Consider the following 23,235-nt stretch of genomic DNA (forward strand, 5'->3'; position numbering starts at 1 on the left):
GCTCGATCTCCTCAGTGCTTTCGACCGGCGTGAAGCGTGGGACCGTTTCCTGCTTCGATGCTGTCGAGATGCTCCTGCATCGCCAGAACCGACGTGGCCCTGCTCCTCTGCAGGCTTTGCAGGGTCAAAAGCGTTTCGTGCATGTTCTGGCGCAGCTGTCGTAGCGCAGTGATCGCTTTCACATCCGTCTGAAAACTCACGCCGATGATCGACAGCTTGTTAAATTCGATGGAGGTTTCGCCGGGGCGCGCCGCAATCTCAGCCTGAAGCGCCGACATACGTTCGTTGGAAACCTCCGCGCTCTCGTGGTCGAAAGCGGCGAGTTGGACGTCGAAGTGCTTCAGTAGCTTTTCGATCTCAGTGGTGAAGTCCGTGTTCTGATCAAAATCTGACATGGCAAACTCACATGATTGAGCGACTGGATGTCGCGTTTTGCGCCGCATCGATGTCGTCGCTTGCGTGGATCAGGTAGCTGGTTTTCAGCGACTGAACGTGTTCGAGCTGCTCCAGAACCACAGCCAGTTCTTTTCCAAGGTCCATCAGTTTGGTGATGGTCTTGATGTCCTGATTGTAGCAGATGGCCGCCGTTGTATATCCCGCCTCTTCCATGCTTTTAGGGGTCGGATATTTCTCGTTGAGCGCCGCTGCTCTCGCGTTGTGAACTTCTGCCATCGATCTGGCGGTGTCGTTCACCGTGTCCATCAGGGCCGCGACCAGGGTCATTCCGACCTCGGTCAAATCTTCGTTTTCGTTGATGTCGGACATCGGTTGTTCCTCTCTAATTCGGATTTCGATGATGATTGGGGGCTCCCGGCCGCATGGGTCAGAAGCCGAATTGGTGTCAGGCAGCCATGATCTCGCGAACGGCTGCAAGTGTCCCGGCGAGTGCGCCAGGGCCGAAACCGCCACTGGTCTTCATGGCCTCATGTTCGCTTCGATAACGGGCCTCGAAGGCGTCGCGCTTGGAACCAGTCAGCTTCGACCGGGCAATCTCGATTTTCGCGATTAGATGGGTGTTCTCAGCACCCTGGCTGCGTAGGTCCAGAGCCAGTCTGCGAAGCTGGTCTTCGTCCTTCGCAGGGATAGGAGTACATTCCTTTGCAGGCTCCGGCGCGGAGATCGCGAACGACATCCGGCTCGATCTCGCCGGGATCAGCATGGCAGCTTCACCATGGATTCGGGCGCTCTGGCGATCCTCGGTGATAAGGTGGTCGGACTGCTTGCACTGGAAATTCAGCTTGCCTTCTGTGTCCCAGATCGGAAGGAACCGGGTGTCTGCCATCGTGGCGATGATCTCGGCCGCCTTCGTGTCGATGATGCCTTCGTTGAATTTCGAACAGAAAACCGACAGACGAAGATCAATAACCTTGAAGGGCTCCAGGGCAGCTTCGTGCAGTTCGTCGAGCGGACAGACGGTCTGAACCTGAGCCCATCCAGCGACGATCACTGCCTCGATATGCATATTGTAGGCGGCTTCACAGGCCAGCTGGTGACCGCGCACTGTGAGCGGAAAGTTGTCGATTTGCTCGACCTTACCAGCTTCAACAAGAAGATAGCGGCGCTCGAATTTGCTGATCATTTTCATTGTCTTCGTCTCCCAAACTCCATGATTTAATTATGCTTTTTGAAAGTGCGGGCCGCAAAGATTATTGTATTTCTGAATGTTGCTGAGAGAAAATCGGGAGTAGAGACGAGGCGGATTGGGCGGGCGTCAACGAAATATTTTTCGGATGTCGCGCGACTTTCGGCCGATCAGAATTTCGGACATGAAAAAAGGAGCCGAAGCCCCTTGTTTCTCGGTTCTATTTTCGAGGGTCCTCAGACTTTCACGCCAGCGCCCATCTCGTAGGCCTCGGTCAGCAGGCGCTCGCGGCCGTAATAGTACATGTCGATCAGCATTCTATGGACGGTATCCAGCAGCTCAGCGCTGACGCCTGGGTGGCACGACAGCGGTTCCATGGCGTGCAGGACCCGTTTAGTCATTACCCTATCGTTCGTCGTCTTGATGCTGTCGAGGGCGTGGTTGGTGAAAACGATCCGTCCGTCGGCTGCAGTGTCGTCGTTGAAAAGGGCATCAACCAGTCGCTGGGTCTGACGGCTCTCATTAGCGAAACGGATTGCATATTCAGCCGCGATCTCGGCCTTTTCCTCGGAAGAAAGAAGCCCTGAAGGAATTCGATGGCAGGCAGCCACGGCGAGCGCCTCGATACCCGAGAAGTCAACCGGTTTGGTATTGTCGTATGTTAGTGTCATGGTCATTGTATCCTCCGCCTCGTGGTGATCGCCTGTCGATCAACCTTATGATTTGATTGTTCCCCCGCATGATGCGGGCCGCAATCGCTAATGCATTTCCAAATGTTGCTGAGTATGACGAGTTGTTGACGCACCTATAGCTCGGGCTTGGCGGCATCCATGCTCGTCAACGAATTGGGCTTTGATGCCCTCAGAAATATTTCGCAATCTCTGCTGCCGTTGCCTCGACCAGAACCCGCTTTTGTGTGACCGCACGTGCCAGGGTCTTCAGGTGCAGCAGGAGCGCGGAAACGTTCCTCTTTTTAATCCCGGCCACTTCATAGGCTTCTGGGCTACCGCCGAACGGGATGGCCGCGAGAGCCCGGTCAAAGATTCCGAGGGCGCTCTCCTGTTCGGCTTCAGCTTCTCGGATCAAGTGAGCCAGGGAGCTTTCACAAAGGGTCAGCTCCAAAAGGGCGTGATCGAAGATAGTGTTCACTGGGTATCACCACCGGTTTCAGTATGAAGGATGCGATCCCTTCCATGAGGCTCGATACCGGCATCCAAGGCCGCGAATGCGTACACAACAAATGGCGGAATGCGGCGAGAACCGCCCTCCCATTTCTTGATCGTGTCGAGGCTCTGGAAGAGGATGGCAGCGATCTGCGGCTGGGTCAGGAGCAGTCGCTTGCGCTCGGAAACAAAGAAGTCTCGGTCGAGGTGGGCTTTGATGCTCATGGGTTTCCGGCTCCTGGGAACGGATAGGCCGGAGCGGATGTCTCGCGCTCGAAGGAGTTAACAGGGCCACGAAGACGTTCGAGGACGCTCGTCAGGATGCGTTCTTCTTCCTCACTGTTCACTTGCTCGATCAGGTTCTCGATGGCTTCGGCAACAAGGGTCCGTTCCCTGGCCGATAGTGAGATCGACTTGTTGACCTGCAGCGTCGGAATGGCGTTGGGGTAAAGGCGATATGGGATGTCGAATATCTTGACGGGTTTACCGCCATCCAAAACTCTCGCGTCGTCGAGGATGAATGTCGCATCGTCGCTGTAGCCGTCCATGCGGGCGATCCAGTTCCGGAGAACTCGGAACTCGTGCATCTCCTCCTGGGTGATGACGGTGGAGTTTGCCAGGTGGTTCGCGCGTGCTTTCATGTCGCCAAAGGTAAATGAGGGCATTATCTGATCGAGGGGCGATGTCTTTCGCGGTTTCTTGTGGTCGGTCATGGTGGTTTCTCCAGAAAATAGGCAAAGGGGTGCCGATCCGGCCCGAGGGCGAGCCGGTCGAAATGGCGGTGATGTTGGAATTCAGATCAGGGGATCAGGCTGCTGCAGCCGGATCGAATTCAACTGGATCATAGCGACGGCAGAGATTGGTCGTCTCTTCGCCCACTTCGCACCAGCCCCGCTCAGGCGCTACGATGCAGCGGAATGTTGCGGTGATGTCACCGTCGTGGGCCATGCTCACGCACTGATGGACGTCGGTGCCATCGCGAGTGACGTAATCGCCAACGCCGTATCGGCCGAAACATTCGGCAAAGACGCCTTCAGGGCATATCTTGCGCTCGGAGGGCTCAAAAGCAGCCCGGTAGGCCTGAGCCATGATAATGACCGGATGTCTTGAGAGGACTTTCTTCATTCGCTCGACGGTCGCCTTGATGTCTACGGAACCGTTTGCGGTATGGGGATTGTGAACGTCGCGCTTCTTAACGAAGACAGCTCGCGCGTCTTTTGATCGGTTCATTCTGCGCTCGGCGCGGCTAATCTTGTTCTTCATCGGTGTTTCCTCTGGATGGTTTTTTGATGTCGATGGAGAGGGTCGTTGCCCTCCCCGTTTTCGTCAGGCTGCTGCTGCTTCGAGCTTTTCGCAAACATGGCTGAGGATCGACCACGCCTCTTCGAGCATGTCGTGGGCCTCTTGGAGAGTGTCGGCGCAGGCTTCGGCGTCTTCGCCCTTGTGGCTAGACTGGATGCTCTCGGGCATGTTGTCGAAGTATGAGCGCTCGTCTTCCTTGACCTCGTATAGGTAGGAATGGACGTCACCTTCAGATAGCTCCCAAGCCATCTCTTCGACCTTCGCTAGAACCGTCGCAATTTGTTTCCTACGTTCTTTGTTCATTTCCCGCCCCCGTTGATCCCCGTGATCAACTCTATGATTTAATTATGTTTCTTCCTGATGCGGGCATCAATGACTATTGTATTTCTGAATGTTGCTGAGTAGAAACTCGAAGGAATAGGCCATGGATTTTCAGGCCGTCGTCAACGAATTTTCTTTTGGTGACTTCCGAATTTTTCCTTGATGGCGGGCGCAATCCCGCCAAGGATCATTCCAGGTGCAAATGTTGACATCTCGGCCCATGGCAACCGTCGTCATGTCAACACTGCCGGTCTCGCCCTCGCTCCCCAAAGGAAACTTGTCCTCTAATTCCGGAACTTAGCGCCAGCCGGGATGATCTCGACAGGATGAAAAGGATCAGCCGCGATAATGCGTCAGCAGGACAAATGAAGCCGCCCGCAGAAAACCGTTCCCGTCGGCCATCCTGAGAGCTGTTGCGAGCCCCGACCTTCGAGTTCCATGCCGACAAAAGGCATGGGATCGCTTTCCTCAGTAGTGCCATCCTTGTCACCGTCGCTTCGCCCTTAGAGGACCAAATGCGGGTCGAGCTGGAAAGGGGCAAGGGCCGCCCAGACCCACGCGCAGGCACGTAGTGGCGAGCATGGGGAGGACGGGCGTAGCGTACCCATTGAGGGCTTTAGCCCGACCCTGCCGGATCGAGCTGCAATGAAGTGTCCAGGGCGGAGAGATGGAGGCGAGGATGATCGAGGAAAAAGGAATAAAAGAAAACAACCACGATTCGACGCGGCCATATACCGATGAAGAGATCAGCGTGGGAGGATCGTCTACCGTCGAGACGCGCTTTTGCGGTTCGGCGCTCCGGGAATTACCGGCATCACGGAAATAGAGCGAGAACCACATCGAGGACAGCGCAGGCGATCTTTGAGATCGAACACCGGAAAGTCTCGGCCACGTGTGGCGAGAAGCGTGGTGGTGCAAAGTTCAAATTTCCAGTCGCACTTCCGCGACGAGCTGCCGGTATCCATTGTGCCATGACGACAGACAACGGTGAAACTCCAGCCCGCGTTGTGGGCATCGCCAAGGGTCTCGATAGTGCTCATGGAGGCAACTTACCGCCAGTCGCAAACCAGAACAAGACAAGAACAAAGCCAAATGAACATTCGCCTTCGCTCCCGGCGATCAGGCATCTATATATGAGGTGGAAGACAGCGGGAACGACGAGGGGAAAAAGTGAGCAGCATTGGCAAAGTGTTCATCAGCCACGCGGTCGCAGACGTGGCACTGGCGCGACTAGTTGTCGATTTTCTGAAAGAGGCTGTCGGCGTGCGGGATTCAGACATATTTTGCACCAGCCTGCCTGGGCACAGCATCCCATTGACGGAAGACTTCAACGCATACATCCGCAGTCAGATCGAAGAGCCTGCTCTCGTTCTTGCCCTTCTAACTCCGAGCTACCTTGAGAGCCATTTTTGCCTGATGGAGCTGGGCGCGGCCTGGTCCCGAGCATTAAAGACTCTGGCTGTCGTCGTTCCAGGAGTGCCCTTCGATGTCGTGACGAAAACACTTGGTCTGAAGCAGGCGTGGAGGATCAACGACCACGCCAAGCTTTCAGAGTTCCGAGAGACGTTTAAAGATTTGGAATTAGAAGCTCGCAGTACCGCAACCTGGGAAGCAAAGGCGGCGAACTGGCGCAAGAAGCTTCCGGGCGTTCTTCGTGGTCTGCCTTCATCAAAGTTGGTCGAAAAGACCAAGCTCAACAGCGCTCTAGCGGAGGTCGAGGCTTTGAAGCAGACCGCCGACGATGAGGCCAAGAGGGTAAAAAAACAAATTTCCGATCTGGAAGAAGACAACGCTAGGCTTCAGGAGCGGATTTCTGTCAAAGACGAGGGGCGTCCCCGGGTGCTGATAGTCGAGCCGGAAAAGCTCATTGCGCTCGATCTTGAACAAATGCTGAAGCGTGCGCGGTATGATGTCATCGGTGTTGCCCGCACAAAACAAGAGGCCATGACGATGGCACTGGTCGACAAGCCAGATATCATCGTCACCGAGGTTCAGCTCGCGGACGGGTCGTCCGGCATTGATTTGATCAACGCCGTCTATCCTTTGGTCGACTGCTTCGCGATTTTCGTGACCGCGTACCCTGAAAGGCTTCTCACAGGAAATCGGCCGCACCCGGTGGAACTGATCACGAAGCCCTTCTCGCCTGACGATGCACTGGCGAAGATCGTTGGTGCGACACAGGCAGTCCTACAGAGGCGAGCCAAGTCGAGCCACGGCGAGGCCCGCCAATCGTAGTGGGATTTTAGCCCTTGCGGTCTAGCTCAGCCTCAACCTTCTTCCGGCTGTTGCCAACTTCTTTGACGGTATCCTTCACGGCAGCTTTCGAGACGCCTTCCTTTTCGGCCTCGTAGCGTACTTCATGATCTTGGCCGCCTGCTACTCGGGCGCGATCCTGCTTAGTATTCGACATGCTGAACCTCCTGTGTTGTCGAGAGAAAAGATAACCGACAACGATTCTGGAAGTTCCGCAGAACCCGATTCGGAACTTTTCCGCCGAATCACTCTTGAGTCGCGAATCACTTGATTAGGGGTTTCGCGTATGTCTCAAGAGATTGCCCACAGAGGCGACATTATCCCGCCGTCCGACGTTCCGTTCTCCAAGCTCACGGTCCAGCAACGCGACCTGGTGCTGACGGAAATCGCAAAGACGCTCCACTATCGAGCGCTCGTGTCGAAAGCGGTCAAGGATCGCGGGGCGCAGCACATGGACGCGCTTGCGTCTAAGATCGATCAAGAACATGAAGCCCTGGCGGCGGACTACTCGGACAAGGCCGGAGAGGTTGTGCTGCGGGCGGTCCAGTTGCTCGACAATTTCGAGCGTCGGATGATGAGCTAGGGGCGACGGGTGTTCAAAGGGATGCCGTTGAACTCCATCAGCCGCTCATAGTGATTTTCGACCTTCTCCGCCGCTAACCGTGGTGACGGTTGCCAGCCGTTATGCTGCTCCGGAAGGTGTCGCCTCACGCCGTCGATATGAGAGATCGACCACCGCCATTGTTTTTGCATGGTGCCGTTGGTTTCCAGCATGATCCTCCCGAACGAGCGCGGGCCATCCCATGCCTGATAGTCGCGGTGTCCCTCGCCCTTCCACGTCTCTCGCCACTGGTAGCGAGGCGGCGGGCCTGGATCGTCGGTAGCGTCCTCTTTCATGAGCGGGAGATAGAGGCGATAGGCAGCTTTTTAAAGATTTCGTGTTGCGATAGCTGACATGACGAAACCGCCCCGCCCTCCTCGATCAAAGCCACTACTGCGCGATGAGAACGCGCCGCTGCAGTCGCGCCCAATCCGCAGGCGAAATCCTGAGCAACCAGCTCTCCCGTTCGATCCTTTTCCGGAACGTATAGAACCGGCACTCTGCGATCTGCGGCAGAAGCCTCCGGCCGATACCAAAGATTGGGGTTGGGAAATCAAATGGGATGGATACCGGATCACCGTTCATTCGCACCAAGGGCGGGTGAAGGTGATGACGCGTGGCGGATACGACTGGGCACATAGATTTCCGGCTATCGTCGAGGCCGTCAAAGCTCTTGGGCCTGCCAGCATGATCATCGATGGTGAAGCCGTGATGCTCGATGAACAGGGGCGATCCGATTTCAATCTGCTTCAATCAAGCCTGGGTGCCGTCGGGCGGCGGCAGGGCAAGGAGGTCAGCCCGGCGATCATGTATGCCTTCGATCTGCTCTACCTGGATGGTCACGACCTCCGGAAAGCCGAATATTCGACAAGGCGGCATCTCCTGGAAGACGTTCTTGCCGGTCACGAAGATGGGGCAATCAAGATTTCGGAGGAGCTTGAAGCTGATCCTGCCGTTCTCCTGGAACATGCCTGCGTGCTCGGGCTGGAAGGAATTGTCGGTAAGAACCGAGACAGCTCCTACCGATCAGGTAAAACTGGCGATTGGATCAAACTAAAGTGCGTGCAGAGCGATAGCTTCATGGTCGTGGGCTACGAGCCGTCGGCTGGATCGCGAGGAGGATTTTCATCTCTTTTACTTGCTGGCTACAAAGACGATCAGCTGAAGTACGTCGGCTCGGTTGGGACCGGATTTAAGGAGCGGGATTCCCAGCAACTTCGGGCGACGATGGATAAGCTGCTGTGGAAGCGGAAAGCACCGCCCGTGGCTTACTCCGGGAAGCGCCGGGTTACCTGGCTGCAGCCTACCCTGATCGCGGAAATTGAATACCGGGCCTGGACGACGGACGGAAAGCTGCGCCACGCCGCTTATAAGGGACTGAGAGAGCTGCAGGATAACGCAGATGTCTACCGGATCGGGGACGAAGATGATGAGGGCTGACAGCCGGAGCGAAATTGCGACCGCCACTTATCAACCTGAGTTTATCAAAATTTCATAGCTGCAACCTAATTTCGGCCTCCTCAGGGGGCATTACTATGCAGACGGTTCAAAAATTTACGTTTCCTACATTCATGGGCATCTGCTCCATCTTGGCAGCGTGCGCGGATATTCTTCAAAATCCGGCGATCTTCGCGGGAATTCTTATCGCCCTGTTTGGCATCGGAGCCATCTCGATTCTTGTCCCAGCCCGCTGGGTAACTTCGAAACTGGCAGACACGGTCGGCTTCGATGCTTCACTCAGCTCCACTCTCAAGCCATTCGGTCTCTCATGCCTGATGCTGGGCGGCCTTATCTATGTTTTCTCGGCGCTGTCCGCTGGAGCCGAGGCAGAAGGTGGAGCGCTAGCGAAGGCATTTCCCGAAGTCGAAAAAATTCAGCTCGCCCTCGGTCGTGTCGAGAAAGACCTTGGTGAGCTAAAGGGTCAGACGGTCGCAATAAAACAGGACACGGGGCAACTCGTTGAAACCTCTCTGAAATGGATCAGCGTGGATGCGAGCCCGGGGACATTCGCGCGGACCACGAACGCAGGTGTGATCCACTATTTTCCGAAAGGACTTTACGTCAATCTGACAAACGAAACCGGTCAGACCTTCGAGGATATTTCTGTCGTCGTGAAAAGTGGTGAAGCAACCCTGTTCTCCGAACAGATTCCGATGTTGCTGCAAGACGGGTATAAACACCATCTGCACGACGTTGCGGATGCCTTCGAGACGGTGTCAGTGTGCGTGACAGCAAAGCGCCGAGGACGACCGGAGTGGTTGACCGAGACCCGCGCCTATAAATCGGTGCAGAAGCGCCTCGAAGACATGCCCTCTTACGATGTTGTAGATGTGACCGACCTCAAGATGTCTTCGGAGAAGCCGAGCTGCTCCACTTGATCTCCAGAGCTAAAGTTTTTTTAATTCTGGAGCGGCCGCCAGCCCTATTTCTCCGACGGATCGTTCGCTGCGACGATCAGACATGCTCGCTCGTACAATTCGTCGAAGGTAATAACCTCCGGGCGCAGCAGGTTTCTGCGGAAACGCTCGAAGGATGCGAACTTGCGCTCGTTCACTCCGTGCTCAGCTTGGAATTCAGTCAGACGACCGCAAATAACGAAAGAGCGGGGCTCGGTAGTGTAGACCGTCTCCCCGGTCGGCTCGCCATCGCCATCGGTCAAGCGGACTGCCGCACCCCAACGCTCGACGGCAGCAGCTACCGTCCCCTGAACCTGCGCAACCGCGCCCGCAAGCTCCTTTGAGGGAGCCCAGATGCCCGACCGGTACTGATCTGGAGCCACCAAGTCTGTGCGATGGTGCTTCAGCTCGACGAAAGCAGATGTTGTAAGTGCGGCCCGAGATCGTAGGAGCGCGTCCACGCGTTTGCCTGGGCCGTCGATGTCATGACCACGGACTGTCTGCTCTAACTTCCTGTCATCTAGCGGGCCGAAATTGATCAGGCTGAGGGAATAACCGAGAATCCAGTGGTTCTTCTCAAGGAAGCGTTGCCATAACCCTTCCGGTCCTCGCCCATGCTGGGCAACACATTCATCAAAATAGTCCGGATCGGAAAGCAATCGCTCAAAAATCGCTAGCTGCTTTTTTCGGAAGGAGAGAGCAACGACATCTTCGGTGGTTATCTCGTTTCGAGCAATCGCGGCCAGGAGCTGCTGATTGTCGGCGGCGATCCGGCGCAGCTGGTCGGGCTCAAGGAGTAGTTCTTCAAGATCGCTGTCTCGGATGTTCAAGCGGCCGTCGTCTGGAAAATGTATCTTCTGGATGTTGGACATGAACTTCAGGAGCGCCCTGACCTCGCCTGCCCCAAGGGAAAAATACTCCTTGGCGTTGCCCTTAGACGTGAATTTCTGGATGGTGACCGTCCGAAAAGCGCGGTCATCTTCTAGAAACGTTGCCTTGATTTGAAAGCGTCCGGCGTCGGTTTGACGAATGACAAGCTCTTCTTTGACGTTGGCAAAAGCATACCCGGGTTCGCCATCAATAAATTTGTTCGCGATGCGAAGTTTCTGCCCCGTGTAGTCCTTAAAAGCGGGGCTCGCGTAGGTCTTATCCGTCCTGGAGTTCTGGAAAATTTCTTCTTCGCTGCTCATAACTGTGCCCAAGATTCACTGAGCTATTCGTAGCAGCTTTTTGCAGGCTTAGCGCGGCAGTTGCCCGCGTATCCACCGGTTGCCCTCTTTGTTTCCACAACCCAGGCATCGCAACCGGGGTTGAAGCGATTCCAAGATCGCATTGCCCCATTTCCTGCGGACTTCGAACCGGTCGATCCAGCCCTCGCGTTCGCATCGTGGGCATGATCCTCCAAGGGCTATGTACTCCGGATAATCGTCGACGGCGGCCTCGAACGGCTGCTCAACTGGTCCGATGTAGGTGATCCCGTCACGTCTGAGCTTCATTGAAAGCCGCTTTCACCTTCTCGACGGTCCAGTAGGGGTCGATGAACGGACATAGGTAGTTGGGGCCGGTGTTTTCGTTCTCCGCTTCATTGAAAAAGGCGCGTGCTGCCGAATGCAAATCTTCGGGTATGATCAGGAATGCCGCATCCGATTGGTGAAAGTCGAAGTCGCCAACGTGCCTCCACTCTCTTTCCCACTCGAAGAAGTACGTCGTAGACCCGTAATCTCCAGGCTGATCAACGAATGGAGCGATCTTCCAAACCGCATTTGTGGGATCGTTTTTCGCTTTCGAAACCAGGCTGCTGATGGCCATGGCATGTGACGTGTCCTTGTACGCGTACATGATAGGTCCGCCGTCACGAGCAACAAGAAATTCCTTCCGGAAACCGATCCCAAATGGCCCGCGCTCATCGGCTAGTCGGCTCAAGTGATGGAGTGGTATTTCGCTGAAGCAGACTGACCGAGGTGATGCCTGGTAGTTCTTACCCGAACCGAAACGGGTGCGGGCTTCGATCCGTCGCGCTGCGAGGATGCTCGTACAATTGTGATAAGCGGTTTGCTTGGCGGAATCCTTAGCGAAGTGCACAACGAACGGCGACATGTCGAGCCATTCGTCACTCCAGTTACCAACGAGCTTCACCATTTCATCCTGTTCTCAATTGCACCACGGCCGAGGGGTCCTCGGGCAGCGATCCTTGCCGCAAATGAAAGGAACTGCTAGTCCTTCGGAAATCAAGATTTTCCCGGCATCCCGACCATTGAGCGTAAGGATGCCACAAGACCGGCCGTAATTGCACTTATCTGTGCCTTCCGTGCCCGGCTTGCAAGCACATGGCACCTGCATCACCTGTGTCCTGCCGGTGGCTGACAGCTCTTCGAGACGTTCTTTCGCTCGATTGCCAAGGATTGCCTCTCGGTCGCACTGGGGCTTGTGAGATTCGGGAGCGTTGAAGCCATTCAGGCGGACGCGAGTGCCATCGTCGAGGCGGATGGTGTCGCCGTCAATCACTGTGAACGACTGCGTTTCGAACGCAGAGGCGATCTCAAGGCCTTGAAGCGCCGGAGCTGGCGAGACGAAGGTCGAGGCTGCGAGAAGCCCGGCAAGGAGCGAGATCAGGGGCATTAGTAGTCCTCTGCAAACATGAGGGTCAGAATTCGGACGGTGACATTCGGGTCCTCCGGATGATCGGAGCCGTGCAATTCGTCCAGGCTGAAATAATCGATCTTCCAGATGACTGCCTCTCCATCGACATCGAGCTTGCCAAAGTCGTGCTCGCCATATGGATCGTCGCCATCGCTCCATTCGTCAAAGGCCGCTACGGCAGCAGCCACGGCTCCGATCTTCTCGTGTTCTTGAGCCAGGCGACCGGCTGCAACCACACGACCGTTACGGCAACTACCTTCAGTGCGAAGCTCGTCGTTCAGGTATCGGATGCGAAAGATTTTAGGGTCCACAACTTTCTCCATGGGTTTTCGCGAAATTAGTGGACATTGAGCACTTCGACAAGGCGTGATGTCTCTTGTATTACAAATTTCTGTCTCTATTATAGAGACATATTCAATTAAACCTGGTGACGCATGGAAGAGATCGAAGAAACAATCGAGAGCATCTTTGGCGAACGCGAGTGGACCTCTGAGGAGCTGGCGGCGGAACTGAAGAAGGGATTAGACGAGTTGGGCTGGACGCCGGTCGAACTGGCGGATCGGATGACATCGTTGGGCGACTACCGTCCGTACAAAACGATTCTTCGCGGCATTCATCGAGCCCTAGCGAATGAAATCAAGGTTCCCGGTGAACTTCTGGCTCTGGTGAAACTGGAAGGGCATTACAAGCGCCGTCTGAAGCGAACCTACGACGATCTCGACTGGACGCGGTTGCCCGACGGTAGCTGGACCGCCAAGACGGAAGGCTTCGTCATCACTCTACTCCCGAAAACGAAGGGTCGGTGGAAGGTTCACATGACCCACGTCGATTCCGGCTATTCACCTTCGTGGCCTCGCTGGCAGGAAAGCCTCGACCAGGCGAAAGCAATGGCCTGGATGACACTCGACAATGCGATCCACTGGCTGGCAGAGGTCGAGCGGGATCGGGCGGCCGAGCGACAGCGCAGTCCTCGTCGTGCTATCAATCTTGACGACTGAAGAAGTCATGGCAATTCAATTGAATTGGTTGGCCTCTGATACAATATGCAAGCGGAGATTTAACCCGGAAATCGGAGGTCAGACATGACAGACCCGCAGGCTATTGTCGCTTCCGGCGTCGCAGTGGCTCAAGCCGCAGGAACCCTTCTTCCGGACACCGTTCGACAAGTGGATAAATTCGGAACTGACGTTGCGAAGACAACACGTCTTCTTCTGTTCCCTTTCCAGCTTGTCGGCGCGATGCAAGATCGTTTGGAATCGTATATCGACCGCGCCATCCGGCAGGTTCCGCAGGAACGTAGGATTGACCCTGTGGAATCCATCGCTTTACCTATCGTTGAGAAGCTCCGTTTCCAGCCTGAAGGCGATCCGATAACGGAGCTGTTTATCCAGCTCCTTTCAAGAGCCATGGATGGGGAACGTGTTGGAGAAGCGCACCCTGCATTTTTCAGCGTCATCACCCAGCTGGCTCCCGATGAACTGATCTTTTTGCAAGATTTCGCCAGTCGGGAGGAAACCGTAATCATGTCACCTGTCGGGAAGAAGGTTTACCCCGATCCGGCATGGCGAAAAGCGCGGCTCGATAAGTGCGATCTTGCGGTCGAGGTCAGGAAAGAAGTTGAAGATGAGACGTTCGGCTACGAAGCTTTGAGCCAACCGGAACTCTTCCCGGTGTACCAAGAGCATCTGCAACACCTCGGATTGATCGAATATCACAATGCGAACGAACGCTTTCGAAAGCTCGAATTGAAGGTACGCGATGACAATGAGCTGTCGGTTTTTTCAATGAAGCTCACGCATTTTGGTAAGCTGTTTCTGAAGGCCTGCTCCAAGGGAATGGTGGTTTCTCCCGACGCTGTTGAGGTCGAGTGAGGAAGGCATGCCGGGCGAAGCCATGCCGATCACGCCGGTTCAGATAGCTTGGGGAGATTACTCCACGTTATCTACTGTCTTTGACTTGGCGGATTGCCTCATGCAGCAATGGCCGGGTCCGACTGACGGAGATGGCTATCTGACGGCACTGATGGTCTGTGGTGCCGTCTTGGCCGGAAGCGAGGACGATGTTCCGGAGGATGCCCGCGTTGCCTTCATCGAAGCTGCCTATGAAGCGGGCCTATCGGTGATGGGAGATGACGACGGCCCTGACTTTTAGGGTAGTTTTATCCGTTCTTTCACCCTCTCATTCTGAGGTCCGATAATGAAAGTTATTGGACCCTAGCGACCTGAGAAACGCATATGAGGCGTTGGAAGCGAAGGCGTTTTAGCTTCAACTGGGATTCCAGAGCCCAGCATTTCCGGTATGATCGACATCCGTTGTATCGAGTGGGATTGCCCGATGACTGAACTGCACGCCGAGCACATCAACGCACTGTCGAGCCTGATTATGTCTCGGATGATCTATCGTAGGCTGCGCAATCGACCGGACCTGATCGAGCAGGTTGCTGCCGGTCTCGAATCCGAGATCAAGGCGCTCGATCCCGAAAAGGTTGCGAGTTACGCGCATGAATGGCTCCAGGTTCTTCGCGATCCGGACAAGCTCAAGGCGGTCATGACCGGCTCCGGTGAAAATGATCTGTGGCTTCGAAAGAGCAAGCCGTTTCATGCCTCGGCCGTCGGCCTCGATTTCACTGACGTCGAATGGCGCAAGCGTATGCGACAGGCTGCCAGGAGGATCGCGGAGAAGGAAGTCAAGCACGGTCGTATATGGTCGATCTCGGGGTTCCAGATGTTCACCGCCTATCCGAGCCCGGAAAGCAGCAAAGCGTTCTGCTCGTTCGAGGAAATCAAGAAGATGTCCGGACGAGACGGGGTATTGGTTCTGCGAGCAATGCAGGCAAGGAGAATCCGGTCATATCGTCGGTCAGACGTTGAAGCATACGCGGCTCGTCAAGCAGAAATCGATCAGCTTCTGACCGAGATCGGCGCGGCGGAATAATACGCCGCCATCTTGCGTAGTCCCCTACCCTGATCCTATCAATCATGGATCGAGGGAACGGGGGAAGTAGAGTGGACTATAAGCTAGAAAAACCGGTCAGGATCAGCACAAAGAGCCCGCACCAGAATCTTTACTCGTGGTTTATCGAAGAGCTGGACCCCGCCACGAAGAAGATCAGTCCGAACTACGTGCCCTGGGGCTGGAGCCTGTATTTCGATGCCAAGGATTTGACCGTAGTCAGATCGCTTGAATTCGAGACCGACAAGAAGAGCGACGTGAACGAGCACATCCACGGTCGCCTAGCCCCTCAGACCTCTGATCGCCGGGCTGCGGCCAACTATTCATTTTTTGGCACCAACAGGAAGATCGAGAGCTTCACGCTGCGGATTGTGAAATCCAAGGACGACCAGGAAAGTTTCCACGTATTCGGGTCACCCAGCTATGAGCATGAGTGGGATTTCGAAAACCTCCTGCAGAACGATACCGTCGAGGTGGAGATCGTGCTGCCTGCCAGCCGCTTCGAACGCATTGCGAGCTTTATTGAATCCGGCAATCCGAAAGCCGTCGTGACCTTGGGCGGGGTCCACGGGTTTTACTCGGAATGGTCGCCATCGATCCGGACAACTGACATCAAAATTCTGGCGAACCTGAGTGATCAGAAGGTCGCGAAGGAAGACGCGGCCGAGATCGATCCTCCAGTGTTGGGGAAGATCGGTTCCTTCGCCTTCCGGCTGCTGAAGGGCGAGGGTGCGACCGGCAAAATCAAAGCTGAAGAGACGGAAGCTGATCCGCCGTCGATTTTTGAGGAGAGGCCAGTGTTACCGGCACCTTCGGTTGATCTTTCCAGCCTCGAAAAGAAGCTGTCGAAGCTGACCCTGCCGCTATGGATCGCAGTAGGGTTGCTCGTCGTCGGCCTCTTCATGCGCTGAGATGCGTCCCCGGTGCCAAGGATCGCGGCTTCCTATCGATCTGCATCGTCTAATTCGTCGGAGCGCGGCCAGTCCGTCGCATCATATATCGCCAGAGCTTCGAGGATAGCAGCTTTCGCTTGGGCGAGGTCCTGCCGGGTCAGTGAGGGGTCGGCAAGGATGCCGTGGCCGTTCACAAAGCAGGTTCCAAGGATTTCCTTGGTTGTGATGAAGGCGTCTGCGATCTTGTCGGATGCCGCTTTTGCCTGCTCGATCTTGTTTGTCATGGCTTCCGCTCCTTTGGCTGTGGCACTCGGTTGTTGCGGGCAATCTCATCTAAGTTTTCGTCCGCGTCCAGATGGAGCATTTCGATAACCTGGGTATCGGACAGATGGCCGGTGGCCCACGAAAAGAGAACGTCGTGAACAGTTCCGGGGTTTTCGGCGTCAAAGATCGTGACTGCCGGATTATGCGGAAACTGGTGGTAGTCGCCTAACTGCTGCGCCAAAGCCTCGGCCGCTGCCTTGCGCCGGTCGGCGTCGATCTTCTCGGCTTCGTCCAGGCTATCGAAACCGAGACTTACGCGGTCGAACCAATCTCGCGGCAAAGCCTCGATCTGAAAAAGGCGCTTGGCCTCGGCGTCAACGTGGCCGCTGAAATCCTGCCAGCGCCATTCCGCCTCGCTCATGGCCTGATCGGCTGCAACGCCCTCTGTCGCCTTCTGATGAGCGAATATGGCGAATTGCTCGATGGTCCAAGACAGTTCCGGCCGATCAGCCGAAACGGCTTCATTGTCGAAAACGTCAAAGCATGAATGAAAGTCTTCCTCTTCGGTCTGCTCCATCAGGCCATCTGAAACCCATGCGGACACGTCAAGAACGTTGTTCGCCAGCTTCTCCCGGTCGATATCGAGGAACCACTTTTCGCGGCGCGACCCTTCAACCTGTGCGCCGGTTACGGCGTAAACCTCGCGACGACCGGGATAAGGTGATTCCCAGTCAGTGGTCGGTTCAACTTTGAGGGTTGCATTACTCATGATGCCGCTCCTTAGGCCAGTTGCCGTCACCAGTAGACCCTGTGGACCTCTGGAAGGGTTTCGAGGATGATCTGCCTTGCCTCGTTCGGATGCATTTCCGGATCGATCAGCTGGTCGATTGATAGGGGACACTGTTCCACAAGCGGAGGAAGGATTGCCCCATCCTCCTGCAGGATCACGACAGCTGTCTGCCAAGCTCGCCGCCACAGAGGCTGCAGATTGACATGAGCTGCCAGACCGTCGTCGAGGGAGACGTCGATGCTGCCTTTCAGGGTGAAGGCTTCGTCGTACCATGGACGCCGGTCATCACCTGGAGGCGCGATAGTGATTTTGATCAGCGCCGCCATCAGGCGCATCAACAGGATGGATAGTTCGGTGACTTCCCTGCGACCGGCCGCCTCGATCTCGTCGGCCAGGTGCTTCACATCGAGATTATGTGCCTCACGCGGAAGCGTTCGCAGCAAACCTGCCTGTTCTTGGGTCCAGCGGATGAAGTCGGTTTCGTAGGTGGTCATGCCAGTTTTCAAACTCGCGGTAGTGACGAACCGTGATGACGCTCTTGGACTGTCAGGCAGCGTGATCCATCTCAGGGATCAGAGGTGTCCAGACCTTCATCAGATAATTCAGGCGCTCCTGTAGGAATTTAGCGACTTCAGGTTCGTCAGCACGTGTAACGGGAACGACGTGGGCAGCGATAGTTCCTCGACGTTGCTGAACATAAAACAAGCGCAGCGTCCCGGGGGTTTCGATATCCTGGCCTGTGAAGTTTGGCTCTTCACTCCAATCGAAACGAAACAGAAGGTTCATGTCAGGATCGAGCCCGACGCTCATGCCCAGCGCCTTCAGCTCCGGTGGAGGTGAAGAGATTTCAGCTACGAAATCTTGCCAGTTAACGAAATCGTGCGAGACCTCGTTATCCCAGCAATAATAGGGGTGTGTGATTTCCCACAAATGCTTCATGTCTATTCCTCTTCAAACCTGAATATAGGTGTATACATCTATATACGTATACATTCAATCGCTAAATGCCGAGAGCTGATGTCTTTCTATCAGCAGCCCATTCAGGTCCAGAGCGCTGTCGTAGGGATTTGAAAAAGTCGGCCGGGCCTGCTTCCTGGATCGTCGTCATGGCCTCACGGTACTTGGTGGCGCGAGGGATGATGTATTCCGCCCACTGATCAGGGGTGAAGGTGAAACGCTCATCCTCTCCTTCCTGATTGATGCCGAGAATGATCGGCACTTCCTCATCGTCGATGAAGGCACACACTTCGAGGGTGCCCATCATCTTGGCGTCCTCGTTGATGTAGAAATACCAGGAATCCTTCTGCATCCGTTCGAACGGCGCATTCAGGACCTCCCATACCGGGGGACCATCCCAAAAGCGGGTGGTCGGAAGAACAGTCGCCTTTAGCTCCGGCGCATAGGCAAGTGCGGTCATGCTTCCAACAGGGCCGATGTCCAACTGATCCTCGCCCCAGACAAACAGTGCCTTCGCGGCCTCGATAGCATCGCGAGCGACACACATCTGGTCAGCAGCCATCGTATAGAGCGAGGCTGCAGCCTCGTTTTCCTTCTCCTGCGCCGTGTCATGGAAATGGGTGGCAAGGTTGAAGGCCTGGGTCTTGGTGTGATGGATCAACCTGTCCAGGTTCTCGATCATTTCCCTTGTCTGGTCCTGGGTGATCTCAGCCATCGGGGTTCTCCTGCTTCTGCTGGATCGCCTTCAACGCGATCCCTTCTGATTCCGTGACTTCGCCGTAGTCCTGTGCCTTCGCGAGGAAATCTTCCGCCGTGATTTTGAGGAAGTATGCCGCTCTGACGGGACCAATTTCGCCTCGACGCCAAGCGTCGATGATGTCGCGCTCGAAGTCCTGCGGATTGTCGGCCGCGTTCCACACCTCATCGCCAAAAAGAGTTTTGTCGGTTGAGATGAAGCTCTCCGGGTGAGGTGCCGGAGGCGGACCTTCCGGCACGACCATAGGGCCAGCCTCGGCGCGGTTTTCTGATTGAGGGATGTAGTAGGTGCTGGGAGGCGGGATACGGTATTTTGAAGCAACCGAGGCCATCGTATCACCCTTGCCGAGGTGGACGATCTTACGGGCTTCAGATTCATCGATCATTCGCTTGGACCAGTTCCAAAGCGTATCGAAGAATTCAACATTGCGAGCGTGGATGTCCGCATGATGGCTCGACAGGGCTTTCTTCCACCGACGCTGAAGATTGCCTTTACGCGAGAACTCGTAGAGTTCCGGCCATGGAATGTTCGCGACGATAGCGCGAGCTTCCATCTCCTCGACGGTGATGCCGAGATGGGCGGCGGCTTCCTCATAGCCGAAAGCATTGTCGCTCCATGCCTGCAGGACAAAGCGCTCATAGCGAGGTTCGCCCGGCGCAGGTCGGGTTGGCCTCTGCTCGCGGAACATCGCCGCGCCCTGCTTGATCAGCTCGAACGCCTGGTCCTGAGACATGTACCCGGCATCAGGCCAACTGCCCCATTCCTCGGAATGCCAAAAGAACGGGAGCTGTTTTCCGTCGTCTGAACCGCCGATTTCGATCTTCCACTCCGCGCCACGAGCACGGAAATAGAAGAAATGGCCGTCGATCTGACCGTGGGCTTGAACAGGAGCCATACCGAAAATGCCGATGACCCGGATACCGTCCGCGATATGGTTCGGTCCATCGTTGCCAACCAGGTCAGAAATCGTTTCAGGTTCTGGCTGTTCCAGGATCGCGCTCAGTAAAGCCTGCTGGCGGCTCTCCATCTCAGTCCGAAGGATAGCCGCGATCTCTTCGACAACGCGCTTGTTGGACCCAAAGTCGCCGGAAAGGGAATAGGCTTTAGCTCCTTCGAGGGAGGACCAGTCACGCTCTCGGTTGACGTCGATCACGACGATGGGCCGTCCCGGCTCCATGGCATCGGGGTCAAATGGACTGGCATCAACCACGATAGCGGGATACCAGCATTCCTGGATCGAGCGGATAGGAACCCGGAAATTGACCAGAACCCTAACGATGCTGTTGTTTGTTACAGGCTTCAGGGCTGCCACGATGTCGCTGATGAGCACCGAGCGTTGCTGATTAGATTCCGGCAGGAAGCGAACCTCACCGTCGATGAACTCGAACCGTCTATCCTGCGTCGCTTCCCATTGAAGGAACTGATCTAGCGTCACGATCAGTCTCCAATTGGCGTATAAGTGCCAGCCAGGGAGACGCCATTTCGCTCCGGAAGGCCGGAAACGACCACGTCGCCATTTTCCTGCCTGCTGATCTCGATGACGTAACCGGCCAAGCCAGCGACCAACCGGCCATCTTGAGATTTGCGCATGTAGAGCGGGATCGATTTCCGGATGTCGCTGTAGTCCTGTCGATCAGCAATGATGAACATCACAAGGGCAGTGTCTGTCGGCTGAGGTCGATGAGCTGGAGCGATTTCGAGCGCGCATTGGTACTCAGCGGCGCAGGGTCCCTGATAGGAATAGCTGCCCACGAATGCGGGCCTTCTCCCGTCTGCTGCCAAGGCGGGCACAGAGGAAAGAACAGTAGCGATAATGGCGGGAAGCAATCTGATCATGGCTCCTCCTCTTCCACGACCGTGACACCCAATTTATAGGCAGCGCTGATGAACTTGCTGGTCGCCTCTCTCGTGCCGATCTCGGGAGCTTCCCAATTGGACTTCAAAGGCATGAAGCCTGCGTCGCGAGCGCATTCCGTCAGATCAGCAAACTCCTCAGCTGCGAGTGAGGGAGCCTCGATCTTTGCACGGATGATGCCACCCGACGTATCCTTCAGCCAAATCAGCTTGGCGGATTTATTCATGCTCACTCTCCTGATCGCGAAACTCGGTCTCGAAACCGGCCGCCCTTACTTCGTTGCGCCATGCCACGATGTCCTCGCCGCCCTTGGGTGCGGTCCAAGTTTCTCCATCGATGGCAAAGCCAAAAATGGTGCCAAGGCGCTCCACCAGCAGACGCTCGTCCTCGGAGAGGTCGAGGGGATAGCTTAGGCGTAAGGCACCGACCGGCTCTTTCATCCAGGTCGCGACAATCTTCTTGTACTGATCGAACGCCTTCTGGGTCTCGGCCTTCCAAACGGGTCCTCCGAGATCGCGAAGCAGGTGAAATGCCTCGTCGACCTCCCCTGCCCCGGCCAGCTGCTTGCCCTGCTCAAGAAGCCGCTTCTGATCAGCATCCAACGCCGCTCGGTCCAGTGACCGGACCATCTCTTCGACGGCAATCGTCGTTTTGTCTTTCGCGACTTCCTGTTCCAGGGGTTCCTCAAGCGGGTTGCCGTGCTCGATCTCGCATCCGATCTTAGCTAAGGCCTCACGAAGGGCTGCGACGGCATTTACCGATGAAACTGCGGTTCCTGGTCCGGGAACCGACCAAACCCCGGTGAGAGCGCCCAACGCACGCTGCTGCCCTGTGCCTTCCACTTCAAAACCGAGATCGCCAGCGACTTGCTCGATCTCTTCGATCTGGAACGGGAACATGCGAGGGAACTGAACGGCCAAGGCCGGATGTCCGTCCTTCTCCTGCCAAGCCACTGTGATCGTCTTCATGTCAGTACCCCAGGAAATCGAGGACTGCAGAACCCTCGTACTCGCCGTGCTCGTCGGCTTCTGCGACGACATCGCCGGTCTCCGTCTCAATGATCGCCCGGTCACTCTCTCGCAGCTCGGCCGCGATGGAATGACGACGGCATTCGGCAATGACCTCAGGAGCGGTCACGGTCGCTTCGAGCGCTTCCCAGTAATTCATGGTGATGTCCTCAGAGATCGGTGACTGAAGAGCCCGCATCATGATCCTTCTGGTTCATGATGAAGCGTGCGGTGCCATATGCCTTGTTGAGGCTTGCCATGATCTCAGCGCTGGCTTCGCGTATGGCCGGTGAGACAGTTTCATCGCGCTCGATGATCGAGGCCTGCTCTTGCAGCATGATGAAATTGTCTGCGTATTCGCGGAACAGCTCGATCAGGTTGGTGACGGCTGGGTTGCTCATCGTGCCTCCCCTGCCCTGTTCTCGTAGATCGAACGACATTCCGTCGCCATCTGGCGGAGGTTCGCAACGATCAGCGGAAAAGCCGGATCGTTCTGCAGGTTGCCCGCAACCTCATCCGCGAATTCAGCGATCTTGATCTCGGGTTCGTCTGCCTCCGCCAGGAATGACGGGTACTGTTCCGTCACCCAACCGATCAGGTCAGCGCCGGTCCACGGATCGCGACGATCCATGGCGCGGAGCAATTTGCTCTCCATGTCGTCGACCAGCATAGCTGCCGACAACACCTTTGCCGTGGCATGCGACTTTGCCAGCGACAGTTCCTGACGGGCACGAAAGCCTGGGGTTATCTTGACCATGTTTCTCTCCCGTCAGGTTTGAAGGATCAATCGCGACCGTCAGCCAGAACAGCAACCCGCGAGATCGGGGTCGGCTTGTTGGCTTCGATCTCGATAACCACCGTCTGCTCATTGAACAGGAAGCCCGGAACGAGCTTCAGAATGTGATCACGAGCTGCCAGCAGTTCCGATTCCGCTGCCTCAAGGCCGATCTGCAGAAGAGCCTTCACCTGGTGGGCGTAGGCAGCGTCGGCATTGGAAGCCACTTCCAGAGCAGCCTTAAAAGCGAAGTCAGCCAGGTTGAAAGTGGTGCTGTCACCGACAAACACAATCGGCTCACCGCCTGCCAGGCTGTCCAGCTTCAATTTCAGAACCTTGGCGGTGCGGTCCATTTCGGAGCGGCTGCCACTGAAAGGAGCAACTTCCTCGGCGTCACGGTAGGCCTTGATCTGTGCGAGGCGAGCCTTGCAGTCGATAACGAGCTTCTCCGGAGAGAGCTTACCATTGCGGTGCGAAGACAGGCGCAGATCGCCGTGTTCGGCCAGCATTGCCGACAGCTTCGAGCTGATGATGGGCATGTCCAGCTCAAGCGGGAACTTCACGCCGTTGTAAGCGACAGTGATCTCGGTGGCAGGCTTACGCTTCAGGAGGTTAAGCATTACAAGTTTCCTTCCTCGGGATTGGCAGGTCAGATGAGAAACAGCCGCTACTGCATGAACCCAAAATAGTGGACAATGGGCACCCTGTCAATATGTCATTGGCTCAA

General features: G+C 55.8%; 37 protein-coding genes. 9 read left to right on the forward strand and 28 right to left on the reverse strand.

All coding sequences use genetic code 11. From position 1 onward, the window contains the following. Window positions 1-11 precede the first annotated feature (11 nt). The 9 genes from J2857_RS30295 to J2857_RS30335 form a co-directional block, all read right to left on the reverse strand. Window positions 12-395 (reverse strand): hypothetical protein, encoded by a 384-nt coding sequence (locus J2857_RS30295; protein ID WP_210013785.1) that lies wholly within the window; start codon window positions 393-395, stop codon window positions 12-14. A gap of 7 nt (window positions 396-402) precedes the next feature. Continuing rightward, the gene (locus tag J2857_RS30300; RefSeq protein ID WP_210013786.1) at window positions 403-765 is read right to left on the reverse strand and encodes a hypothetical protein; all 363 of its coding nucleotides are present in this window, start codon (window positions 763-765) and stop codon (window positions 403-405) included. A 76-nt stretch (window positions 766-841) separates the two neighbouring features. After that, the gene (locus tag J2857_RS30305; RefSeq protein ID WP_210013787.1) at window positions 842-1,585 is read right to left on the reverse strand and encodes a hypothetical protein; all 744 of its coding nucleotides are present in this window, start codon (window positions 1,583-1,585) and stop codon (window positions 842-844) included. Between the two features lie 233 nt (window positions 1,586-1,818). Further along, entirely contained in the window at window positions 1,819-2,259 is a 441-nt protein-coding gene (locus J2857_RS30310) for a hypothetical protein (RefSeq protein ID WP_210013788.1), read from the reverse strand. Between the two features lie 184 nt (window positions 2,260-2,443). Continuing rightward, complete coding sequence (locus J2857_RS30315) at window positions 2,444-2,731, reverse strand: hypothetical protein (protein ID WP_210013789.1); 288 nt, start codon at window positions 2,729-2,731, stop codon at window positions 2,444-2,446. Continuing rightward, a complete protein-coding gene (locus tag J2857_RS30320) occupies window positions 2,728-2,970 on the reverse strand; it encodes a hypothetical protein (protein ID WP_210013790.1) in 243 nt (80 codons plus the stop codon). Before J2857_RS30320 ends, J2857_RS30315 begins: the two co-directional genes overlap by 4 nt. Continuing rightward, window positions 2,967-3,458 (reverse strand): hypothetical protein, encoded by a 492-nt coding sequence (locus tag J2857_RS30325; RefSeq protein WP_210013791.1) that lies wholly within the window; start codon window positions 3,456-3,458, stop codon window positions 2,967-2,969. The genes J2857_RS30320 and J2857_RS30325 overlap by 4 nt, the downstream gene beginning before the upstream one ends. A 94-nt stretch (window positions 3,459-3,552) precedes the next feature. Next, complete coding sequence (locus J2857_RS30330; protein ID WP_210013792.1) at window positions 3,553-4,008, reverse strand: hypothetical protein; 456 nt, start codon at window positions 4,006-4,008, stop codon at window positions 3,553-3,555. Window positions 4,009-4,071: 63 nt separating this feature from the next. Further along, a complete protein-coding gene (locus tag J2857_RS30335) occupies window positions 4,072-4,350 on the reverse strand; it encodes a hypothetical protein (RefSeq protein ID WP_210013793.1) in 279 nt (92 codons plus the stop codon). 1,188 nt (window positions 4,351-5,538) lie between these two features. Between J2857_RS30335 and J2857_RS31460 the strand changes: the two genes are divergently transcribed. Then, window positions 5,539-6,603: a TIR domain-containing protein gene (locus J2857_RS31460; RefSeq protein WP_210013794.1), complete on the forward strand. Its 1,065-nt coding sequence runs from the start codon at window positions 5,539-5,541 to the stop codon at window positions 6,601-6,603. A 7-nt stretch (window positions 6,604-6,610) separates the two neighbouring features. On the opposite strand, the gene J2857_RS30345 is transcribed toward J2857_RS31460, so the two are convergent. Next, on the reverse strand, window positions 6,611-6,778 hold the full coding sequence (locus J2857_RS30345; protein ID WP_210013795.1) for a DUF3606 domain-containing protein: 168 nt from the start codon (window positions 6,776-6,778) through the stop codon (window positions 6,611-6,613). Between the two features lie 129 nt (window positions 6,779-6,907). Here J2857_RS30345 and J2857_RS30350 point away from each other — a divergent pair, with 129 nt between their 5' ends. Continuing rightward, window positions 6,908-7,204 carry a hypothetical protein gene (locus tag J2857_RS30350; RefSeq protein ID WP_210013796.1) on the forward strand — a complete coding sequence of 99 codons (297 nt, stop codon included), beginning with the start codon at window positions 6,908-6,910 and terminating at the stop codon, window positions 7,202-7,204. On the opposite strand, the gene J2857_RS31200 is transcribed toward J2857_RS30350, so the two are convergent. After that, complete coding sequence (locus J2857_RS31200) at window positions 7,201-7,395, reverse strand: hypothetical protein (protein WP_245364063.1); 195 nt, start codon at window positions 7,393-7,395, stop codon at window positions 7,201-7,203. The genes J2857_RS30350 and J2857_RS31200 overlap by 4 nt on opposite strands. Before the next feature lie 181 nt (window positions 7,396-7,576). Between J2857_RS31200 and ligD the strand changes: the two genes are divergently transcribed. Next, a complete protein-coding gene (gene ligD, locus J2857_RS30360) occupies window positions 7,577-8,662 on the forward strand; it encodes a non-homologous end-joining DNA ligase (protein ID WP_210013798.1) in 1,086 nt (361 codons plus the stop codon). Window positions 8,663-8,757: 95 nt separating this feature from the next. Further along, complete coding sequence (locus J2857_RS30365) at window positions 8,758-9,600, forward strand: hypothetical protein (RefSeq protein WP_210013799.1); 843 nt, start codon at window positions 8,758-8,760, stop codon at window positions 9,598-9,600. Window positions 9,601-9,644: 44 nt separating this feature from the next. Here the strand turns inward: J2857_RS30365 and J2857_RS30370 are convergent, their stop codons facing one another. From J2857_RS30370 to J2857_RS30385, 4 genes are all read right to left on the reverse strand, one after another. Beyond that, window positions 9,645-10,808 carry a Shedu immune nuclease family protein gene (locus J2857_RS30370; protein WP_210013800.1) on the reverse strand — a complete coding sequence of 388 codons (1,164 nt, stop codon included), beginning with the start codon at window positions 10,806-10,808 and terminating at the stop codon, window positions 9,645-9,647. A gap of 289 nt (window positions 10,809-11,097) precedes the next feature. Continuing rightward, complete coding sequence (locus J2857_RS30375; protein WP_210013801.1) at window positions 11,098-11,757, reverse strand: abortive infection system antitoxin AbiGi family protein; 660 nt, start codon at window positions 11,755-11,757, stop codon at window positions 11,098-11,100. 12 nt (window positions 11,758-11,769) lie between these two features. Beyond that, window positions 11,770-12,237 (reverse strand): thermonuclease family protein, encoded by a 468-nt coding sequence (locus J2857_RS30380; RefSeq protein WP_210013802.1) that lies wholly within the window; start codon window positions 12,235-12,237, stop codon window positions 11,770-11,772. After that, window positions 12,237-12,581, reverse strand: a complete 345-nt coding sequence (locus tag J2857_RS30385; RefSeq protein WP_210013803.1) for a DUF3768 domain-containing protein — start codon at window positions 12,579-12,581, stop codon at window positions 12,237-12,239. The genes J2857_RS30380 and J2857_RS30385 overlap by 1 nt, the downstream gene beginning before the upstream one ends. Before the next feature lie 111 nt (window positions 12,582-12,692). Between J2857_RS30385 and J2857_RS30390 the strand changes: the two genes are divergently transcribed. From J2857_RS30390 to J2857_RS30410, 5 genes are all read left to right on the forward strand, one after another. Then, entirely contained in the window at window positions 12,693-13,256 is a 564-nt protein-coding gene (locus J2857_RS30390; RefSeq protein WP_210013804.1) for a hypothetical protein, read from the forward strand. 84 nt (window positions 13,257-13,340) lie between these two features. Then, on the forward strand, window positions 13,341-14,129 hold the full coding sequence (locus J2857_RS30395) for an Abi-alpha family protein (protein WP_210013805.1): 789 nt from the start codon (window positions 13,341-13,343) through the stop codon (window positions 14,127-14,129). 7 nt (window positions 14,130-14,136) lie between these two features. Beyond that, window positions 14,137-14,409: a DUF982 domain-containing protein gene (locus J2857_RS30400; protein ID WP_245364065.1), complete on the forward strand. Its 273-nt coding sequence runs from the start codon at window positions 14,137-14,139 to the stop codon at window positions 14,407-14,409. A gap of 147 nt (window positions 14,410-14,556) precedes the next feature. Next, on the forward strand, window positions 14,557-15,192 hold the full coding sequence (locus tag J2857_RS30405) for a hypothetical protein (protein ID WP_210013806.1): 636 nt from the start codon (window positions 14,557-14,559) through the stop codon (window positions 15,190-15,192). Window positions 15,193-15,263: 71 nt separating this feature from the next. Next, window positions 15,264-16,121, forward strand: coding sequence for a hypothetical protein (locus tag J2857_RS30410; RefSeq protein WP_210013807.1), 858 nt, complete (start codon window positions 15,264-15,266; stop codon window positions 16,119-16,121). A 32-nt stretch (window positions 16,122-16,153) separates the two neighbouring features. Here the strand turns inward: J2857_RS30410 and J2857_RS30415 are convergent, their stop codons facing one another. From J2857_RS30415 to J2857_RS30475, 13 genes are all read right to left on the reverse strand, one after another. Continuing rightward, entirely contained in the window at window positions 16,154-16,387 is a 234-nt protein-coding gene (locus tag J2857_RS30415; RefSeq protein WP_210013808.1) for a hypothetical protein, read from the reverse strand. Further along, window positions 16,384-17,136, reverse strand: a complete 753-nt coding sequence (locus J2857_RS30420) for a hypothetical protein (protein ID WP_210013809.1) — start codon at window positions 17,134-17,136, stop codon at window positions 16,384-16,386. Before J2857_RS30420 ends, J2857_RS30415 begins: the two co-directional genes overlap by 4 nt. A gap of 26 nt (window positions 17,137-17,162) precedes the next feature. Continuing rightward, window positions 17,163-17,651 carry a DUF29 family protein gene (locus J2857_RS30425; protein WP_210013810.1) on the reverse strand — a complete coding sequence of 163 codons (489 nt, stop codon included), beginning with the start codon at window positions 17,649-17,651 and terminating at the stop codon, window positions 17,163-17,165. 52 nt (window positions 17,652-17,703) lie between these two features. Further along, a complete protein-coding gene (locus J2857_RS30430; protein WP_210013811.1) occupies window positions 17,704-18,096 on the reverse strand; it encodes a hypothetical protein in 393 nt (130 codons plus the stop codon). A gap of 61 nt (window positions 18,097-18,157) precedes the next feature. Then, window positions 18,158-18,829, reverse strand: coding sequence for a hypothetical protein (locus J2857_RS30435; RefSeq protein WP_210013812.1), 672 nt, complete (start codon window positions 18,827-18,829; stop codon window positions 18,158-18,160). After that, the gene (locus J2857_RS30440) at window positions 18,822-20,306 is read right to left on the reverse strand and encodes a hypothetical protein (protein WP_210013813.1); all 1,485 of its coding nucleotides are present in this window, start codon (window positions 20,304-20,306) and stop codon (window positions 18,822-18,824) included. Before J2857_RS30440 ends, J2857_RS30435 begins: the two co-directional genes overlap by 8 nt. 2 nt (window positions 20,307-20,308) lie before the next feature. Next, window positions 20,309-20,707: a hypothetical protein gene (locus J2857_RS30445; protein ID WP_210013814.1), complete on the reverse strand. Its 399-nt coding sequence runs from the start codon at window positions 20,705-20,707 to the stop codon at window positions 20,309-20,311. Further along, complete coding sequence (locus J2857_RS30450) at window positions 20,704-20,952, reverse strand: hypothetical protein (protein WP_210013815.1); 249 nt, start codon at window positions 20,950-20,952, stop codon at window positions 20,704-20,706. Before J2857_RS30450 ends, J2857_RS30445 begins: the two co-directional genes overlap by 4 nt. After that, window positions 20,945-21,694 (reverse strand): hypothetical protein, encoded by a 750-nt coding sequence (locus J2857_RS30455; RefSeq protein WP_210013816.1) that lies wholly within the window; start codon window positions 21,692-21,694, stop codon window positions 20,945-20,947. Before J2857_RS30455 ends, J2857_RS30450 begins: the two co-directional genes overlap by 8 nt. A 1-nt stretch (window position 21,695) precedes the next feature. Continuing rightward, window positions 21,696-21,893 carry a hypothetical protein gene (locus tag J2857_RS30460; RefSeq protein WP_210013817.1) on the reverse strand — a complete coding sequence of 66 codons (198 nt, stop codon included), beginning with the start codon at window positions 21,891-21,893 and terminating at the stop codon, window positions 21,696-21,698. 10 nt (window positions 21,894-21,903) lie between these two features. After that, entirely contained in the window at window positions 21,904-22,134 is a 231-nt protein-coding gene (locus J2857_RS30465; RefSeq protein ID WP_210013818.1) for a hypothetical protein, read from the reverse strand. Continuing rightward, on the reverse strand, window positions 22,131-22,490 hold the full coding sequence (locus J2857_RS30470; RefSeq protein WP_210013819.1) for a hypothetical protein: 360 nt from the start codon (window positions 22,488-22,490) through the stop codon (window positions 22,131-22,133). Before J2857_RS30470 ends, J2857_RS30465 begins: the two co-directional genes overlap by 4 nt. 26 nt (window positions 22,491-22,516) lie before the next feature. Beyond that, window positions 22,517-23,128 carry a hypothetical protein gene (locus tag J2857_RS30475; protein WP_210013820.1) on the reverse strand — a complete coding sequence of 204 codons (612 nt, stop codon included), beginning with the start codon at window positions 23,126-23,128 and terminating at the stop codon, window positions 22,517-22,519. Window positions 23,129-23,235 lie beyond the last annotated feature (107 nt).

It is taken from the genome of Neorhizobium galegae (genome assembly GCF_017877055.1).
Taxonomy (GTDB): domain Bacteria; phylum Pseudomonadota; class Alphaproteobacteria; order Rhizobiales; family Rhizobiaceae; genus Neorhizobium; species Neorhizobium galegae_D.

Bases quoted from the DNA above. Each gene is read 5' to 3' on its own strand.
- J2857_RS30295 (WP_210013785.1), bottom strand. From the start codon at position 395: ATGTCAGATTTTGATCAGAACACGGACTTCACCACTGAGATCGAAAAG.
- J2857_RS30300 (WP_210013786.1), bottom strand. From the start codon at position 765: ATGTCCGACATCAACGAAAACGAAGATTTGACCGAGGTCGGAATGACC.
- J2857_RS30305 (WP_210013787.1), bottom strand. From the start codon at position 1,585: ATGAAAATGATCAGCAAATTCGAGCGCCGCTATCTTCTTGTTGAAGCT.
- J2857_RS30310 (WP_210013788.1), bottom strand. From the start codon at position 2,259: ATGACCATGACACTAACATACGACAATACCAAACCGGTTGACTTCTCG.
- J2857_RS30320 (WP_210013790.1), bottom strand. From the start codon at position 2,970: ATGAGCATCAAAGCCCACCTCGACCGAGACTTCTTTGTTTCCGAGCGC.
- J2857_RS30325 (WP_210013791.1), bottom strand. From the start codon at position 3,458: ATGACCGACCACAAGAAACCGCGAAAGACATCGCCCCTCGATCAGATA.
- J2857_RS30330 (WP_210013792.1), bottom strand. From the start codon at position 4,008: ATGAAGAACAAGATTAGCCGCGCCGAGCGCAGAATGAACCGATCAAAA.
- J2857_RS30335 (WP_210013793.1), bottom strand. From the start codon at position 4,350: ATGAACAAAGAACGTAGGAAACAAATTGCGACGGTTCTAGCGAAGGTC.
- J2857_RS30345 (WP_210013795.1), bottom strand. From the start codon at position 6,778: ATGTCGAATACTAAGCAGGATCGCGCCCGAGTAGCAGGCGGCCAAGAT.
- J2857_RS30350 (WP_210013796.1), top strand. From the start codon at position 6,908: ATGTCTCAAGAGATTGCCCACAGAGGCGACATTATCCCGCCGTCCGAC.
- J2857_RS31200 (WP_245364063.1), bottom strand. From the start codon at position 7,395: ATGCTGGAAACCAACGGCACCATGCAAAAACAATGGCGGTGGTCGATC.
- ligD (WP_210013798.1), top strand. From the start codon at position 7,577: ATGACGAAACCGCCCCGCCCTCCTCGATCAAAGCCACTACTGCGCGAT.
- J2857_RS30365 (WP_210013799.1), top strand. From the start codon at position 8,758: ATGCAGACGGTTCAAAAATTTACGTTTCCTACATTCATGGGCATCTGC.
- J2857_RS30370 (WP_210013800.1), bottom strand. From the start codon at position 10,808: ATGAGCAGCGAAGAAGAAATTTTCCAGAACTCCAGGACGGATAAGACC.
- J2857_RS30375 (WP_210013801.1), bottom strand. From the start codon at position 11,757: ATGGTGAAGCTCGTTGGTAACTGGAGTGACGAATGGCTCGACATGTCG.
- J2857_RS30380 (WP_210013802.1), bottom strand. From the start codon at position 12,237: ATGCCCCTGATCTCGCTCCTTGCCGGGCTTCTCGCAGCCTCGACCTTC.
- J2857_RS30385 (WP_210013803.1), bottom strand. From the start codon at position 12,581: ATGGAGAAAGTTGTGGACCCTAAAATCTTTCGCATCCGATACCTGAAC.
- J2857_RS30390 (WP_210013804.1), top strand. From the start codon at position 12,693: ATGGAAGAGATCGAAGAAACAATCGAGAGCATCTTTGGCGAACGCGAG.
- J2857_RS30395 (WP_210013805.1), top strand. From the start codon at position 13,341: ATGACAGACCCGCAGGCTATTGTCGCTTCCGGCGTCGCAGTGGCTCAA.
- J2857_RS30400 (WP_245364065.1), top strand. From the start codon at position 14,137: ATGCCGGGCGAAGCCATGCCGATCACGCCGGTTCAGATAGCTTGGGGA.
- J2857_RS30405 (WP_210013806.1), top strand. From the start codon at position 14,557: ATGATCGACATCCGTTGTATCGAGTGGGATTGCCCGATGACTGAACTG.
- J2857_RS30415 (WP_210013808.1), bottom strand. From the start codon at position 16,387: ATGACAAACAAGATCGAGCAGGCAAAAGCGGCATCCGACAAGATCGCA.
- J2857_RS30420 (WP_210013809.1), bottom strand. From the start codon at position 17,136: ATGAGTAATGCAACCCTCAAAGTTGAACCGACCACTGACTGGGAATCA.
- J2857_RS30425 (WP_210013810.1), bottom strand. From the start codon at position 17,651: ATGACCACCTACGAAACCGACTTCATCCGCTGGACCCAAGAACAGGCA.
- J2857_RS30430 (WP_210013811.1), bottom strand. From the start codon at position 18,096: ATGAAGCATTTGTGGGAAATCACACACCCCTATTATTGCTGGGATAAC.
- J2857_RS30435 (WP_210013812.1), bottom strand. From the start codon at position 18,829: ATGGCTGAGATCACCCAGGACCAGACAAGGGAAATGATCGAGAACCTG.
- J2857_RS30445 (WP_210013814.1), bottom strand. From the start codon at position 20,707: ATGATCAGATTGCTTCCCGCCATTATCGCTACTGTTCTTTCCTCTGTG.
- J2857_RS30450 (WP_210013815.1), bottom strand. From the start codon at position 20,952: ATGAATAAATCCGCCAAGCTGATTTGGCTGAAGGATACGTCGGGTGGC.
- J2857_RS30455 (WP_210013816.1), bottom strand. From the start codon at position 21,694: ATGAAGACGATCACAGTGGCTTGGCAGGAGAAGGACGGACATCCGGCC.
- J2857_RS30460 (WP_210013817.1), bottom strand. From the start codon at position 21,893: ATGAATTACTGGGAAGCGCTCGAAGCGACCGTGACCGCTCCTGAGGTC.
- J2857_RS30465 (WP_210013818.1), bottom strand. From the start codon at position 22,134: ATGAGCAACCCAGCCGTCACCAACCTGATCGAGCTGTTCCGCGAATAC.
- J2857_RS30470 (WP_210013819.1), bottom strand. From the start codon at position 22,490: ATGGTCAAGATAACCCCAGGCTTTCGTGCCCGTCAGGAACTGTCGCTG.
- J2857_RS30475 (WP_210013820.1), bottom strand. From the start codon at position 23,128: ATGCTTAACCTCCTGAAGCGTAAGCCTGCCACCGAGATCACTGTCGCT.